The organism is Microcystis sp., assembly GCF_048564745.1.
Lineage (GTDB): Bacteria > Cyanobacteriota > Cyanobacteriia > Cyanobacteriales > Microcystaceae > Microcystis > Microcystis ichthyoblabe_A.
This window is the reverse complement of the sequence record NZ_JBLZRT010000125.1, coordinates 40448-55601: the sequence shown is the minus strand read 5'-3', so window position 1 is coordinate 55601 and position 15154 is coordinate 40448. Positions and strand designations below refer to the sequence as shown.

Here is a 15154-nt window from a genome sequence, read left to right as displayed (position 1 = left end):
GGTTAACAATTTGTAATATTCCTTGTTGACACCCTTACTGACAAAGAAAAAACTGAAATCAAGTCAGGATAAGGGTTGGAGTGCTTACTGCAAAAATTGTTAAGAAAGATCCCTATAAGGGATAGCTTGATAAGGGGGGTGTCTGACAGTTTTTAACACCTAACTACTTAAGCTTGTTGGTAGTGAGGATCAATTGCGATTAATTTATTAACAGTTTGATAGAATTCCTGCTGATAAAATTCCCGTTGATTGCTGTCGAGAGCATTAATTAATTGTTCTTGACAGTAGCGACGATATTCCATTAAACTAATTTTTTCCAGAGCTATAATAGCATTTTTTATCTGTTCTTCTGGCTGAAATATTTCTTGACTGGTATGTTCATTTAAGTGAAATAAAGAATTGAAATCACGATTTTTGTCTGTAGTTATCATCAATAAATGATTCTGTAAAGCTGACATCAAATCTCTTGGTTTAGTAATTTGGGTTTCTAACTCTAGAATTACTTGCCATAACCAACGATAATCAGGGACATTAAAAATTAAATCTTTTTCATCCAAAGATTCTAAAATTATTTCCCGATATTCAGGATAATGGAGATAGATTAATAATAGTAACCATTCGGCTGCTTCTGAGCCGTTTTTTTCGGATTTATCTAAGATGCTTTTCCTCTTGATTGCCAGAGATTTTCCCTGTGGACGGTGAGCTTCGTCGAACCGAGGTTTATTAACCTGTTTAGAGAGATTTTTTAAAATATATGGCAAACGAGTAGCATCTTTTTGAGCCAAAATTTCAGCACAATAATCTAGATAAAAAGTGCGTTGATTGCCATCGATTAACTTTTGCAGTAAACTCACCATACTGCTAGACACTTGTTGAAAATGTAGTCCCTGTTTTAAATCTTTGTTCACCAACATTTGCGATATTTGCCAATCAATCCAAAAAGGAGATTTTTCGATCAGTTCTCGATAACTAAGATATCCGTCAGCACGAGATTTAAGAAATTCATCGGCATCTTTACCATCGGGAAGATTGAGGATTTTTAGGTTAACTTGTCCTGAATAAACTAGGGAGTTAATTTCCTCGATCGCTCTTTGTGTCGCTTTAATTCCCGCTTGATCAGCATCAAAATTAAAGATTATTTGTTTACTTTCACTGTAGCGCAAAAGTAATTTAATTTGCTCTTGACTTAAAGCTGTTCCTAAACAGGCAACCACATTAGTAATACCAGCAGCATGGAGAGCGATTGCGTCAAAATAACCCTCGACAACTATCGCTAAATCTTGCTGAATAATTGCCTGTTTAGCTCGATCGAGAGCAAAGAGAGTTTTTCCTTTTTCAAATAGAGGAGTATCGGGAGAATTTAGATACTTTGGTTGTTCATTACCTAAAGTGCGACTACCAAAAGCGATCGCCCGTCCTTGACTATCAAAAATAGGAATCATTAAACGATCTCGAAATTGATCGTAATAACCACTACCATTTTGACGCGCTTTAATTAATCCCGCTTGTTCCACTAAAGCCACAGGATAGCGCTTTTGTTCCACTAAATAACGATAGAGCGTTTCCCAACCTTCTGGAGAATATCCCAGTTGAAAAGTTGTGATAGTTTCTGGGGTTAGTTGTCGTTGTACCTTGAGATAATCTAACGCTTTTTCCCCTTGGAGTTGACTAAGGGCGTGTTGATAAAAACTCACCGCCACGGCCATTATTTCGTATAATTGTTCTTTGAGGGATAATTTCTGTTCTAATTCCTGACGCTGTTCTACTGCTAGAGTTTTAATCGGGATTTGATACCTTCTAGCAAGATCGAAAACCACTTCACTAAAAGATTGTTTCCCCACTTCCATGAAAAATTTAATCCCGTTTCCCCCCGCACCACAGCCAAAACAGTAATACATTTGTTTGGCAGGACTAACCGTAAAACTAGGGGATTTTTCCTCGTGAAAGGGACATAAACCGACGTATTCCCTTCCCCTTTTTTTGAGGACGACTCTCTCGGAAATTAAATCCACAATATCAATTCTTTGTTTAACTTCTTCGATCGTATCTGGATGTAGTCTCGGTGTATCCATAATCAGTTATCAGCAGTCAGGAGTCAGATGTGAGTTTTAAGTGAGCAGTATATATTAAGTGAGCAGTATTAAAGCTGATCACTGAAAAATCTCCCCAACACCTACCACCCCCACTAACACCCTTTTTGACTCCCGGAAATTCGCACCCATAAGTAATAAGAAAGGACTTGACTTTGGCGGGGGCTTGTGCTACGCTTTTCTTATAATGGTAATCTGTGCAAATCTCATTTAACTCAAATATTTCAATTATGAATAAAATCTTTTAAAAATATTATCTCAAAATCTCCCGACAAAAGCAAGCAAAATTTTGCCAATAATTGTTAAGTTTTGTTAAAAAGAAATGCAGAGACGGGCAGGAAAAGAACTGATTACTGATCACTGAAAAACTTCCCCACTGCGATGGCTGCATTTTGTCCTCCGAAACCGAAACTAAGACAGAGACAATTGTGCAGGGAAAAATTAACAGCCGATCTAATTAAATTTAATTGAAAAGGCGACTCGCGCACACCGACACAAGGGGGAATTAGCTGATTTTTCAGAGCCATTAAACAAAAAGCCACACCTAATGCCCCCGAAGACCCTAAAGTGTGTCCTGTTGCGCCTTTTGTCGAGCTTACAGCCACTTGCGAACCAAAAATGCTGGCGATCAGGTTTGCCTCCCGTTCATCGTTTAAACGGGTGCTAGTGCCGTGGGCGTGAATGTAATTAATTTCATCTTTTCTTAATTGACTTCTGTGCAAACATAGTTCTATGGCTTTGGTAGCGCTACGATTATCCACCGCCGGGGCGCTAACATGATCGGCATCGCAGGTAAAACCATAGCCCAAAATTTGCCCGTAGATGGCGGCATTTCTGCTTAAAGCCAGTTCTTCCGATTCAAGGACTAAAATCGCGCCACCTTCCCCCAAAACTAAGCCTTCCCTAGCTCTATCAAAAGGATAACAGCCCGTTTTCGCCAAAGCTCCCATCTGTTCAAATCCCACCAGAGTTAAGGGAGTGATCGGAGTTTCGATCGCCCCGACTAAAACTCGATCGCATTCTCCCATTTTGATTAATTCTACACCCTGAGCGATCGACCAGATGCCCGTGGCACAGGCCGCCATGGGTGCTAAGACTGGGGCGCCGGTTTCTATCAATCTAGCGGTCAATACCGAGGCGCGATCGGGTAAACTATCTAACCAGTTTTCTACTATTCCCGTCGCTGCCATCCGTTCCCATAAACCCTGACAACCGCGACTAGAACCGATAGTGACAGCACAATCCTTTAAGGGAGGGGTTAACTTCGCGTCTTCGAGGGCAGCAATCAGGGCAATTTTGGTTAAATCCTCTAAAAATGCTGGTTTGTGACCGATTAAACCCAGGGGTAACGCGGGTAAATCAGAAAAGGGTTGTTGTCTAGTTATACCAGTTTTGCCCTCTAGTAATCTTTGCCAACTCTGACTTAAATTTCCCAGAGAACTGATCAACCCAATTCCCGTCACCACAACATTCATTGATCAGTTATCAGTTATCAGTTATCGGAATATTAAATGATTGGGTGGGTGACGGCGAACATTAAATTATCGTCCCGCGAACCCACCCAATCTGAGGGCTATTTTTTCAGATTTTCTGCACCGGAAATAACTTTGGCCGAGTCAATTTTATCCCCTTGTTTAATCGTATCGATCACTTCCATTCCCTTAGTGACATAACCAAAAACGGCATAATCACCATCGAGGAAATTGATATCCGACAGGGCAAAATAAAACTGAGAAGAAGCGGAATTAGGTTGTTGAGAACGGGCCATCGCGATCGCACCGCGTTTATGGGGTAAAGCGACGATGGGAGTGCGCGACGTGGCCTGTTGACCGATTGCTTTCCCATAAATCGGCTCTTTTTCGTCTTTAAGGAGAATTTCTAGGGGAACATAACGAGGTTGCTTGGTTTCTGGATCAACAAAACCACCGGTTCCGCGACCTTGGGGATCACCACCTTGGGCGACAAAAGGCTGCGGTTCTGTAACCACGCGATGGAAAGTTAAACCATTATAAAAACCTCTCTCCACCAGATCCACAAAATTACCGGCAGTAACTGGGGCCGCATTGCCATCAATTTCGATCGTTACCGGTTTACCTTTGATGATCATCTCGACGACAGCAGTTCCATCTAAGCGGGGTTTGTAATTATCCATGTTGACACTGCCCGAACTGGCAGGTTGAGAGGTTTGGGTGATACTAGAATTATCGGGGGTGGAGTTAGCTTCTGGGGAAGAACAGCCGAAAAGTGTGGTCGTTGTGATTAAAAAAACACAAACCACAGACAGCCAGCCAGATTTTCTTATCTTCATCATTTTATAGCCAAAAAGAGCGAAAAAAGGCCTACAATCCCTCTAGAGGAATTTCCAGAAAACGAGCGAGTTCCGCTCCTTGATTTTCCAATTCCGAGAGGGACATCGGATCACCGACGCGAGTTAGAGGGATATCGCGACGCTGTTTAATCCGTAGGAATAGTTCCCGTTTCGGGTTGAGTCCTTCTCGCACTTCGGCCCGCACAGCTTGCGCATCTTCCAGGGGCCAATCGAGATCAATGCGACGATTTTTGCCGGGGTAGCCCCAACGAAAGATTTTAACTTTGCCGGTTTCCTTATTAAACTCGTTGTAACCACCTCCGACATTCCAGAGGAGAGATAACCAGAGATAGATGGCTAAAAGGGTCCCCGCAGTGCCATAAAAGAGGAGGGCGACCCCTTGGGGAATGAATTGTAAGGCACTGGTATCGCTAACGAGAAGTAGATTGACCTTAAAATAACTGGAAAGACCGGCAAGGAGAAACCCTAGACCGCCAATAGAGACGATTACAGCCCAAAAATAGTTACTAGGGCGACGCGCTCCCACTACTTCTTGCCGTAGGATCAGGCTATCTTTACTTGTTGTTTGCGCTTTCATGAATTCTTTTTAAGGTTGCCTAGAGTTATTTTACCAGCTTTTTTCTCGCCACTTCCCCAACCCCGCCCCAGGGATACAGCCGTTGATTTTTCTGAGTGTACCCATGTTTGTCATAATATTTACTTATAGGTGAGTGGGGGAAGTTTAGGGGAAAATTCCCTAATCGTAATTCTCCTCGGCAACAATCATGCGTTATATTTATTCGGGGTTTCCTTAATTTGTACCCAGTAACGGCACATTCAGATACAGCACGGGTTATGGTCTTTTGTCAAGGGGGAAGTCTAATAATAATTATAATTCCTATGTTGATGTTAACTTAGCACCCCACAGACAAGGTGCGTTACATTTTATGGTTCTTCGTTACTTGGTATGGTTCGATAGGGTGGCGTAAATCGACTAAATCCTTATCTGGCAAAAGATTTAATTGATTAGTTCGCTCTAGATCAAAAACAATTGACAAAAATCGCTAAATGCCTTTCTCTATAAGGGTTCCATCCCTTATAACCCTCGTCCATTGCATAAGACAAACCGAAGAACCCATTTTATTAAAGCACCAGGTAATAGCGGCGTGCTGCTACGCAGTGCCTTGGAAACCTCACTATCGTTCAACACTTCTCATCCATCATCCATCTTCTCCTTGCTGCCTCACGAGCTAAGTCGAACTTAATTTTGAACTTATTATTCTCCAGAATTTCCTGAATTGATCTAAGCTCATGATACCCTAAATGGTCTGCTAAATAAGCTTCTATCAAAACCTCCACCAGTTGAGTAATAGTATCTTTCGGCATTTGAATATGTTGCCGAATATAATTTATTGCCTTTCTATCATCGGTCAGCACTTTGCCACCGATACGTCTGGCGACAACAAAACAGGACAGTTCTGCATCACTCGCACGTTTTGATTGAGGGACGTTTGACATCTCAACTAAATCCTCGATCTCTAGAGGAAATGTTGTAATTTCACCATAATCAATTAGTTTTTTGTAATAATTTAAACTATCAGAATGTCCCTGCTCAAATTCTAATTGAACATACACTGTAGTAATCACAGAGTATCCAAGCAATTTAAGAAGATGAAAGCGATTAATGTACATGAAGTGAATAATCGCACAAGTATCGATAGATACTACGCCCATCATTAACTACTGACCTCCAAAAACGTTAGAAGTTCATTTAGAAGCTGATAACCATCTTCCAAAGGTAGCAGTAGCATATCTAGGAGCTTATGGTGAGTAATCTCTCCTCTTCTATATGCCTCCGTACACAAATCAATGAAATGCCAGGACAAACCTTGACGTATAATTTGTGCAGATTTACTTCGCATACCTGAAGATAGCGTTGGTGGAGTCTCAGGATCAAATTTCTCGTCATGTTTAATGACCAAACGTTTTTCTTGAATTAATGGATCTTGTAAAGCCTTATCGAGCCATTTAAGCTCAGATAAACGGATAATTACCACTTGAGAACTGACTCGAAATCGTTCAGCAATTCGCCGAATGAGACTAACCCAAGCTTCGTAGCTTTCTGCGGGTGAGTAATCTGACTCAATTCTTTGTTTTGAAACTAGAAAGCTGCCTGCAAAACTATTGGCTCTCCACTCAAGTTCAGACCGAGCATTTAAAGATTTTAAGTATGTAACTTCCTGCCCTTCAGAAGAGTCAAATAAAGCATGACAGTACTCATGAGCGGCAGAAAAATTTTGTCGGTATAAATCATCAAGATAGTTGATGAGAATACAGTGACCAGCGACCGGATGGTTAATATATAGTCCGGATATATTTTTATCTTCTAATTGACGTTTGAATATATGAATGCCTTGATTTCTGATTAACTCAAATATATTTTCTACTGGCTGTTGCCCTAAACCCAAACGTTCTCTCTCCAAAGAAGCTGCTTCTTCACCTTGTCTTTTGAAGTAGCTATGATTAAACGGATATTGTGCGTAATTAGGAATTTTTGTAGGCTGACGCTGAAATACTTCCCTTTCTAGGAAATCTTCGTACTCACAAAGCCGAACAAATTCCTGAATAGCAATGCGATCGCTTTTAGAAAGGGCAGCGTTGCGACGAAACATTTCTTGAACTTGGGACTCTGCTGATGGGTAGTCGCCTGTAACTAAGTACCTGAAGTCACGGCGGTACATCACAGATAACAACACCAACTGGTCGCCAGTAATTCTATTCCTGCCTTCTTCAATATCTAGATATTCCTGCAAACTTATTTGAAGACGCAATGCCGACTCTTGCGGAGTAATTGAAAGACTTTCTCGCGCTTTCTTGAGCTTTCTGCCTAAAACTACATAATCAAATGCCATCGCTAATGAGAAAAACAGGAATCCAGTCCCATTATATTGGGAGCATTTCATTTATGCAAATGAGTAATTATATAGTCATTTCAATTAAAGGTGAGATGCTCCCCTATTTTTAGCTCGGATTCACTCTTGCTAAAAATTCTACCAGACAAATAGAAAAAAAGGGAGGTCTAAGAACCCCCCTCAATAGTTAATAATTAGATGACAGCCAAATTAGTAGCGGCCGGCGTTGGGTTTATGAACAATAAAGCTCATGGTTTGACATTGTTTGATGTTGTCAAAAGCGATAACGCGGATGTAGCAATCAGAATATTCAGTGCGGCACTCGCGAACTTCATTAAGAACTTCTTGGGGGCCAGAAACAGAGAATAAAGGCAGTTTCCACATCGTCCAATGATAATCTGCGGGTTTGGGATCTTTTTCAAATTCCACAGCAGGAATATAACCCTGATCGATCATGTATTGAATTTGTTTAGCAATTTGTTGATCGGTGAGGGGGGGCAAGTAGGAAAGAGTTTCGTAACGCTTCTCTTTAGGTAAAGTTTTCATGGGTTTCTTGATTCCTTATGGGTTGGGTAGATCATCAACATCGAGATTTAATTCCGATGTCTCTGGTTGACTTATAGCAGTACGGGTGAGACGTTCCAAAAGTTGCCGACGATGTTCGGTATTGTCATTAATAATTCCCGTTTTTACCATCTCTGGCAAGAACTCTAAAACCTGTTCGGCTAGATGTTCTCTTACCGTCATGATCCGCAAAACTAACTCTTTATTCTCAGTCATTAACCCCGCAATATAGGCCTCGCCATCCTGAATGGAATGGCTAGAAGTATAGTGACTCAGCCAAATAGCCAAAGTCGGATTAGTTTCTGACAATTGATCGATAATCGTGCGAACCGCTTGGTAAGTTAGGTAACTTTGTAAGACTTTCGCGGTATCTTGAACAACTTTTTTCGGATACATTTTATACAGTTTTCAGTTATTGGCTAGACAGTTATCAGTGTTGAAATTCTAGCGACTGCTTGCCGATTTTGGGCAAGTCCCCGGCATTATTTTGCACCGATAACTGCTAACAACCTTCTGAAGGGCTGTATTAGAGGGTATCCATAGCCTCGAACTCGAATTTGATTTCTTTCCAGAGTTCGCAAGCGGCAGCCAGTTCAGGACTCCAACGGCAAGCTTCCCGGATAACGTCGTTACCTTCGCGGGCCAAGGAGCGTCCTTCGTTACGAGCTTGGATACAAGCTTCCAGAGCCACACGGTTAGCGGTGGCACCAGGTGCGTTACCCCAGGGGTGGCCGAGGGTTCCACCACCGAACTGTAAGCAGGAATCGTCACCGAAGATTTCCACCAGCGCGGGCATATGCCAAACGTGGATACCACCAGAAGCAACCGGCATTACCCCGGGTAAGGAGGCGTAGTCTTGGGTGAAGAAAATACCACGAGCGCGATCTTCTTCTACATAGTCTTCACGCATCAGGTCAACAAAACCCATCGTGATCCCGCGTTCACCTTCAAGTTTACCGACAACGGTTCCCGAGTGCAGGTGATCACCACCAGAGAGACGTAAGCACTTAGCTAAAACGCGGAAGTGGATACCATGATTTTTCTGACGGTCGATAACCGCGTGCATTGCCCGGTGAATGTGGAGCAGTAACCCTTTGTCGCGGCAGAATTTCGCCAGGGTGGTGTTAGCGGTGAAACCACCGGTGAGGTAGTCGTGCATGATGATGGGGGTTTTGATTTCGGCGGCGAATTCAGCCCGTTGCATCATCTGCTCGCAGGTAGGAGCAGTTACGTTGAGGTAATGTCCTTTAACTTCGTTGGTTTCTGCTTGGGATTTAACGATCGCCTCTTGGACAAAGAGGAAACGATCGCGCCAACGCATGAAGGGTTGAGAGTTAATATTTTCGTCGTCTTTGGTGAAGTCTAAACCACCGCGAAGACATTCATAAACGGCACGACCGTAGTTTTTAGCGGAAAGGCCGAGTTTGGGTTTGATGGTGCAACCGAGTAAGGGGCGACCGTATTTGTTTAATTTGTCCCGTTCAACGGTGATACCGTGGGGAGGACCTTGGAAGGTTTTGATTAAAGCGACGGGGAAACGGATATCTTCTAAACGGAGACCGCGTAGAGCTTTGAAACCGAAAACGTTACCAACGATCGAGGTGAGGATGTTGGTGACGGAACCTTCTTCAAATAGATCTAAAGGATAGGCAACGAAACAGAAGAACTGGTTATCTTCGTTGGGTACGGGTTCGATATCATAACAACGGCCTTTATAGCGATCGAGGTCGGTTAAGTTATCGGTCCAAACGGTGGTCCAGGTACCTGTGGAAGATTCCGCCGCTACCGCCGCACCTGCTTCTTCAGGAGGAACTCCGGGTTGGGGTGTCACCCGGAAGCAAGCTAGTAGATCGGTATCTTTGGGGGTGTAGTCGGGGGTGTAGTAAGTCAGGCGGTAGTCTTTTACGCCGGCCTGGAAACCTTTGGATTTGGCTTGCACCATTGGGATTATTCCTCCATAAACTGCATGATTAGTCGCACCTGTAAAATCTCGCCGTCAACCGACATAGATTTTTCTTAAGCTCCTTTCCCCTGCTGCTAGGAGCGAAGTTAGGGAGCAATTTTCACTAATGTTTTTTTCAACTGATCATCTTAACACGAACTTTACCCTATTCTGATCATTTTTTTTCTCTATCCCTAAAATTTTGATTGTTTTTTTTTCTCGGGGGGATTAGTTTCTTTAATCTGTCGTCATCTAACTTTGACAATCTCTACAAAAACACAAAAAAATCAACAAAAATTTACCTGATTGACACGCAGAAACTTCTGCTCATCAGGCTTTGAGCGATTAAAGCTAATCCTTAATTGAGGAAGATTATCAATAATTACAACCTCAAAAAATGTCGGCAATCGCTAAAGATGAATTAGATTTCTAAGCAATTATACCCAGTACCTAGAGGACAGTTAGACAGCAGTGAACTCTAGATAAATTAGGTCTAATTACTCAGTAATTATTGTTGAGATTTTTGGCTTGTGAACGATTATTTTCCCCTTCAAGAATTATGGTTATTGTTGCCATTAAAACGATGACGTTCTGGAAATAGCGTGACCAATAACTGATTGATATAGACCTTTCCGACCACCGATGCTTGATTCGGTCGGTTAGTAGTAGATGCTTGTTCTCTGGTTTCCGTAGGACCTGCCTCGGCCACCATTTCCTCGCCATCCCAAGGACTGGCCACGGTTTCGGCGACCACTTCCTCCACTGACGGGACTGGGGACACTTGACTGACTACGGGTTGCGGTTCCGGTAAAGGGGGTCTTTCCGGTTCCGATGGGGTCGCTGACACCTCGATGGTAATTTGACGGGAAGTATCTCCGATCAGGGAACCGGACGGCACGAGCGACATCGCTGCCACAGAAGCATTAAAAATCGTTGTGGTTGACCCAATACAGGCATTCTCACCGATTTCACCCCGACCGACGACCAGAACACCTGTACCCAAAATTGCTCCCGCACCGATAGCAATAACACCCTGATAGGCGGTTAAAATTGTTCCCATACCCAGGCAAGCACCCGCACCGATAATTATTTGGCTATTGGGGGCTGCTCGGAGAATCACCCCCGGAGCCACGATCGCACTCTCATGAATGGTGACATCACCATTGACATAGAATTCCGAGCGGCTAATAGGTTGAACGGGGGGTAAGGACATAATTGACAGTCACTCAGTGATCAGTGATCAGTGAGCGGGGGTTAGGGGGTAGGGGTTAGAGTTTCGGGTATTTTTCCCGATCCGCCAACACCTAACACCTATCTCCGTTCACCGATCGCCGAGTCCTGAAATTAAGGGCGTTGAATAATCGATTCGAGAACACGACGTTTCGCTTGGGAGTCAATCCCGATCAGACGAACGTATTCCCCTTGATGGTCGCGCAGACAGGTTTCTAAAGCGGCCACCACATCGGATTCGCGACTGCTCTCGATCGGGGTGCAGCTTTGCCAAGAACTGGTTTTAAAACGACGTTTATCCGCGTGTTCGGCCCCGATTTTGTGACCTTGGTTCAATAAAGAGCGAATTTGAGTGATCGTTTCTGCGGTTAAGGTACTGGTTAAAGTGGCAGTACCGCCGCCAGAAGAACCAGAAGCATAGCTTTTGAAACTCGGTTCAGCAACGGTGGCGGTTTTACTGCTGCCATTACTACTCACCGAACCATCGGGACGCTGAATCACCGTTTCTAAAACCCGTTTTTTGGCCTTAGCATCGATACCCAGTAAGCGGACGTATTCGCCGCTATGTTCCCGTAAACAATCTTCCAAAGCAGTAATTACATCGGATTCGCGATTGCTTTCGATCGGGGCGCAACTCTGCCAAGAACTGGTTTTAAACCGGCGTTTATCCGCGTGTTCGGTGCCGATTTTGTAGCCTTGGGCGAGCAGGGAACGAATTTGAGCGATCGTTTCTCCACTTAAGCTACCACTGCTGCTATGACTGGCTCCGTTACTAGCGGGGGCGCTGTAGCTGCTGGCTTTGCCGCTGCCGTTACTAGCGGGGGCGCTCCCGGGGCGGTGAATAATCATTTCGACGACGCGTTTTTTCGCTTGCGGGTCGATCCCGATCAGGCGGACATACTCATCGCTATTTTCAGTCACGATCGCTTCAATATCGCGAATGATGCCCGCTTCGCTCTTGGTTTCGATCGCCGGTCCGGTTAACCAAGAACTGGTTTTAAACCGGCGTTTATCCGCGTGTTCGGTGGCGATTTTCAGTCCTTGGGCCAGCAGGGAACGCACTTGTACCGACAGGTCGGAATGGCCGTTACCGTTGCCATGACCGCCGTGGACGGCGGTGGTGGTGCGGGCCGGTTCTCCCGGGGTGTCTTCGGGGCGTTGGATAATCATTTCCAGTATGCGCCGTTTAGCGGCGGGATCGACTCCGATCAGGCGGACGTATTCGCCTTGCAGGTCTCTGAGGGAGGCTTCTAGGGATTGGGATACCTGTTCTTCGCGGCCACCGTCGATAAAGCCGGCACTTAACCAAGAACTGGTTTTAAAGCGGCGTTTGTCAGCGTATTCGATGCCGATCTTGTAGCCTTGGGAGAGGAGGGAGCGAACCTGCGCTCGAATGTTTGTATTTAAACTCATAGGTGTCACCGAATTTCTATATAGCGTCTCATTAGCGATGTTTATAGCGGCTGCTGGTGCAGGAGTCGCTGGGCTGTGGGCTTTGACCGGGACGCTGGGGGCGAGGTCGATATCGACAATGTGACGGGTGAAGGCTCGATCGATTTCTGTGACATCGGGTAAGCGATCAGCCTGCTGTTGGCTGGTGATCACGGAACCGGATGGCACGAATTTACCGGCGGGGATTTCCACGTCTTGAACGAGGGCGTGCATCATGACGATGCAATCGGCCCCGATGCGGGCATTAAAGACGGTGGAGCGAAAACCGATAAAACAGCGATCGCCCACATAGGCAGGCCCGTGAATGAGTGCCATGTGGGTGATGCAGCTGCCCCGGCCGATCCACACCGAATATTCTCGGCCGTCATCTCCCACCACACGGCTTTTTTCTAAACCGTGGATGATTGCTCCGTCCTGAATTTTGCTGTCGTCGCCAATGTGAAAGGGGGTTCCTTCATCGGCGCGGATGGAAGTCCCCGGAGCGATCACCACTCGCGCCCCGATCTCGATAGCGCCACTGAGGTTAGAGAAGGTGTGGACTTTGGCACTCTCGTCTATGCGCGTTTCCTCTGGGGATTTGGTCCGCTTTTTCGGACTAGCCGCCGTTGTGCGGACGACCATAGTTAGTCTTCCTCCATACTGAATTTGGCTGGCTGGTTGTTAATTAACTGTGTTTGGGTTCTATCGATGTTTAACCGGATTGACGAAATTCGTCTCTCTTGCTGTAGAGGGTGCGATTTTCTACGGTTATAGTGTCAATAATCCCCACCACCATCGCGTCAAGGGGGCGATTGTTCTGCCCGTCTTCGATACGGGCGGCTCCTCCCCGGGACACTAGCACCCATTCATTAAGCCCCGCTCCGACAATATCACCCGCTACTTCGTATTTAGGCAAAAGTTGCCCTTGGGCGTCGATGAATTGCAAAAGCAGAAGTTTCACTCCCGTCATACTGCGCGGTTTCAGGGTGCTAACGACGGTTCCGCAAACTTTGGCAATTTGCATGGAATTTGTTTACACTAAAAGTTAGTTGCGCTCTAGATTCGTCTTAAAGGTTGTGGGTTAACACTTTCACGAAACTGTTCCACGGCTTCTGTATAACGAATGGGAAGAACGTATTCGAGGTTTTCGTGGGGACGGGCGATGATGTGGGTCGAGAGGACTTGACCACCTTTAACACGATTAGATGCCGCTTCTGTCCCCGCCGATACGGAGGCCTGTACTTCCGAAACGTCCCCCCGGACGATGACGGTGACGCGACCACTACCAATTTTTTCGTAACCTACTAGGGTTACGCGGGCGGCTTTTACCATGGCATCAGCCGCCTCGACGACGGCTGGGAAACCCAAGGTTTCCACCATGCCCACTGCAATTGACATAATATTTTTGTCTCCTAATGGTTGGCTTTCTTCGACTCTATAGATGCTGACCCCGATTAACGGTGTTTAATAGCTGCGGAATTGCTCTACTTCTTCGGTGTAGCGAATGGGCAGCACGTATTCGAGGTTTTCGTGGGGACGAGCGATGATATGGGTAGATAGCACTTGTCCTCCGTTAACCCGGTTGGCGTTTTCCACTCCGGCAGCCACAGAAGCTTGCACTTCTGAAACGTCTCCCCGGACAATGACAGTGACGCGACCACTACCGATCTTTTCGTAACCCACTAGAGTCACCCTGGCGGCCTTGACCATGGCATCGGCCGCTTCCACAACGGCGGGAAATCCTAGGGTTTCAATCATTCCTACTGCAATTGGCATTTTTTTGTTCCTCGCTTGTCAAGCCAAACTAAACTATTAATTTCGTTAGCGTTATCAACTTTGTTTCAGTCAAATTCTTTCCTTGTTACTTTTCCTGCTCTAGCTTTGGTGGCAGTCGGGATCGTGGCAAGGTGGGGGTAAGACCATCCTAAATTTTATCTCGATCGTGACCGTTTTCATCCACTAATTTTATTTTCTAGGGCTGGTTGGTAAAAATTTGACGAGTCAGGCAAAATTATCAACCTAAAAAAAGCATAGGAAACTATGACACCTTTGACAATATAAAACATTATGATTATTTCTCATCTTCCGGTTAACGAAAGTTAATCATTCCTTCCCTTCGTCCATCAGCCTCAGCAATTCTCAAGAGATTTACAGCTAAAACCTTTGCTATGACTGCATTTCCGCTTTAACTTTTCCCTTGGCAGCTTGATTGTCTCTGCTGGATTTACTGGCAGATAAAAGCCTATTTTTCGCTGATTTCGGCTTTTTTATAATTTTTTTATACTATATACGGCTGGGGTTGGGGAGAGAGGGAGCCTTTTTCAGTGATCAGTAATCAGTGAACCGAAAACTCACCTCTGATCACTGGTAACTGATCACTGATGACTGACTCTAGCGATCGATCTCGCCTTCGTAGGGTTGAACACCGATCGAGGGATAATTATCGTGGTTAGGGCTGAAAACTTCTAACACTGCATGGGCCAACTTTTGGAAAAAGTCGGGACTCTCGTGCAAGGATTTAAGTGCCGCTTCTAATTCAGGACGGGAGAAATCGAAGCCTTGGGAGCGAGCTATCTCTAGCAATTGCTGAGGATCTTGGGTTGAGCGCATTTTTTGACCCAATTCTTCGTTTTTAGCGGCTAAGGCGAAAAAGTCGAACACTTGATTTTTAGACATA

At 45.0% G+C, this 15154-nt stretch carries 15 protein-coding genes; all 15 read right to left on the bottom strand.

The annotated features are described in order from the left end of the window. Positions 1-167: 167 nt before the first annotated feature. Positions 168-2072 carry a DNA primase gene (gene dnaG / locus ACOCD9_RS14205; RefSeq protein ID WP_287701839.1) on the bottom strand — a complete coding sequence of 635 codons (1905 nt, stop codon included), beginning with the start codon at positions 2070-2072 and terminating at the stop codon, positions 168-170. A 368-nt stretch (positions 2073-2440) separates the two neighbouring features. Further along, positions 2441-3565, bottom strand: a complete 1125-nt coding sequence (locus ACOCD9_RS14200; protein ID WP_419547827.1) for a beta-ketoacyl-ACP synthase — start codon at positions 3563-3565, stop codon at positions 2441-2443. A 98-nt stretch (positions 3566-3663) separates the two neighbouring features. Continuing rightward, complete coding sequence (locus ACOCD9_RS14195) at positions 3664-4401, bottom strand: peptidylprolyl isomerase (protein ID WP_287701843.1); 738 nt, start codon at positions 4399-4401, stop codon at positions 3664-3666. A 28-nt stretch (positions 4402-4429) separates the two neighbouring features. Beyond that, positions 4430-4996 carry a photosystem I assembly protein Ycf4 gene (locus ACOCD9_RS14190; protein ID WP_104395423.1) on the bottom strand — a complete coding sequence of 189 codons (567 nt, stop codon included), beginning with the start codon at positions 4994-4996 and terminating at the stop codon, positions 4430-4432. A 605-nt stretch (positions 4997-5601) separates the two neighbouring features. Continuing rightward, positions 5602-6135, bottom strand: a complete 534-nt coding sequence (locus ACOCD9_RS14185) for a hypothetical protein (RefSeq protein ID WP_419547826.1) — start codon at positions 6133-6135, stop codon at positions 5602-5604. Next, positions 6135-7310, bottom strand: a complete 1176-nt coding sequence (locus ACOCD9_RS14180) for a helix-turn-helix domain-containing protein (RefSeq protein WP_419547825.1) — start codon at positions 7308-7310, stop codon at positions 6135-6137. Before ACOCD9_RS14180 ends, ACOCD9_RS14185 begins: the two co-directional genes overlap by 1 nt. A 210-nt stretch (positions 7311-7520) precedes the next feature. After that, a complete protein-coding gene (locus tag ACOCD9_RS14175; RefSeq protein WP_002741682.1) occupies positions 7521-7856 on the bottom strand; it encodes a ribulose bisphosphate carboxylase small subunit in 336 nt (111 codons plus the stop codon). 15 nt (positions 7857-7871) lie between these two features. Further along, complete coding sequence (rcbX, locus tag ACOCD9_RS14170; RefSeq protein WP_002732424.1) at positions 7872-8270, bottom strand: RuBisCO chaperone RbcX; 399 nt, start codon at positions 8268-8270, stop codon at positions 7872-7874. Positions 8271-8400: 130 nt separating this feature from the next. Further along, positions 8401-9816 (bottom strand): form I ribulose bisphosphate carboxylase large subunit, encoded by a 1416-nt coding sequence (locus ACOCD9_RS14165; protein ID WP_002753365.1) that lies wholly within the window; start codon positions 9814-9816, stop codon positions 8401-8403. A gap of 550 nt (positions 9817-10366) precedes the next feature. Continuing rightward, positions 10367-11029 carry a carbon dioxide concentrating mechanism protein gene (locus ACOCD9_RS14160; RefSeq protein WP_419547824.1) on the bottom strand — a complete coding sequence of 221 codons (663 nt, stop codon included), beginning with the start codon at positions 11027-11029 and terminating at the stop codon, positions 10367-10369. 131 nt (positions 11030-11160) lie between these two features. Beyond that, positions 11161-13119: a ribulose bisphosphate carboxylase small subunit gene (locus tag ACOCD9_RS14155; RefSeq protein ID WP_287701850.1), complete on the bottom strand. Its 1959-nt coding sequence runs from the start codon at positions 13117-13119 to the stop codon at positions 11161-11163. A 70-nt stretch (positions 13120-13189) separates the two neighbouring features. Then, positions 13190-13501, bottom strand: coding sequence for a EutN/CcmL family microcompartment protein (locus ACOCD9_RS14150; RefSeq protein WP_002734360.1), 312 nt, complete (start codon positions 13499-13501; stop codon positions 13190-13192). Between the two features lie 32 nt (positions 13502-13533). Further along, on the bottom strand, positions 13534-13875 hold the full coding sequence (locus ACOCD9_RS14145; RefSeq protein WP_002733426.1) for a carbon dioxide-concentrating mechanism protein CcmK: 342 nt from the start codon (positions 13873-13875) through the stop codon (positions 13534-13536). 66 nt (positions 13876-13941) lie between these two features. Beyond that, positions 13942-14253, bottom strand: coding sequence for a carbon dioxide-concentrating mechanism protein CcmK (locus ACOCD9_RS14140; RefSeq protein WP_002734613.1), 312 nt, complete (start codon positions 14251-14253; stop codon positions 13942-13944). A 615-nt stretch (positions 14254-14868) separates the two neighbouring features. Continuing rightward, positions 14869-15153, bottom strand: a complete 285-nt coding sequence (locus ACOCD9_RS14135) for a Nif11-like leader peptide family natural product precursor (protein WP_002741693.1) — start codon at positions 15151-15153, stop codon at positions 14869-14871. Position 15154 lies beyond the last annotated feature (1 nt).

Bases quoted from the DNA above. Each gene is read 5' to 3' on its own strand.
- ACOCD9_RS14185 (WP_419547826.1), bottom strand. From the start codon at position 6,135: ATGATGGGCGTAGTATCTATCGATACTTGTGCGATTATTCACTTCATG.
- ACOCD9_RS14145 (WP_002733426.1), bottom strand. From the start codon at position 13,875: ATGTCAATTGCAGTGGGCATGGTGGAAACCTTGGGTTTCCCAGCCGTC.
- ACOCD9_RS14135 (WP_002741693.1), bottom strand. From the start codon at position 15,153: ATGTCTAAAAATCAAGTGTTCGACTTTTTCGCCTTAGCCGCTAAAAAC.
- dnaG (WP_287701839.1), bottom strand. From the start codon at position 2,072: ATGGATACACCGAGACTACATCCAGATACGATCGAAGAAGTTAAACAA.
- ACOCD9_RS14160 (WP_419547824.1), bottom strand. From the start codon at position 11,029: ATGTCCTTACCCCCCGTTCAACCTATTAGCCGCTCGGAATTCTATGTC.
- ACOCD9_RS14140 (WP_002734613.1), bottom strand. From the start codon at position 14,253: ATGCCAATTGCAGTAGGAATGATTGAAACCCTAGGATTTCCCGCCGTT.
- ACOCD9_RS14150 (WP_002734360.1), bottom strand. From the start codon at position 13,501: ATGCAAATTGCCAAAGTTTGCGGAACCGTCGTTAGCACCCTGAAACCG.
- ACOCD9_RS14180 (WP_419547825.1), bottom strand. From the start codon at position 7,310: ATGGCATTTGATTATGTAGTTTTAGGCAGAAAGCTCAAGAAAGCGCGA.
- ACOCD9_RS14195 (WP_287701843.1), bottom strand. From the start codon at position 4,401: ATGATGAAGATAAGAAAATCTGGCTGGCTGTCTGTGGTTTGTGTTTTT.
- ACOCD9_RS14190 (WP_104395423.1), bottom strand. From the start codon at position 4,996: ATGAAAGCGCAAACAACAAGTAAAGATAGCCTGATCCTACGGCAAGAA.
- ACOCD9_RS14175 (WP_002741682.1), bottom strand. From the start codon at position 7,856: ATGAAAACTTTACCTAAAGAGAAGCGTTACGAAACTCTTTCCTACTTG.
- ACOCD9_RS14165 (WP_002753365.1), bottom strand. From the start codon at position 9,816: ATGGTGCAAGCCAAATCCAAAGGTTTCCAGGCCGGCGTAAAAGACTAC.
- ACOCD9_RS14200 (WP_419547827.1), bottom strand. From the start codon at position 3,565: ATGAATGTTGTGGTGACGGGAATTGGGTTGATCAGTTCTCTGGGAAAT.
- ACOCD9_RS14155 (WP_287701850.1), bottom strand. From the start codon at position 13,119: ATGGTCGTCCGCACAACGGCGGCTAGTCCGAAAAAGCGGACCAAATCC.
- rcbX (WP_002732424.1), bottom strand. From the start codon at position 8,270: ATGTATCCGAAAAAAGTTGTTCAAGATACCGCGAAAGTCTTACAAAGT.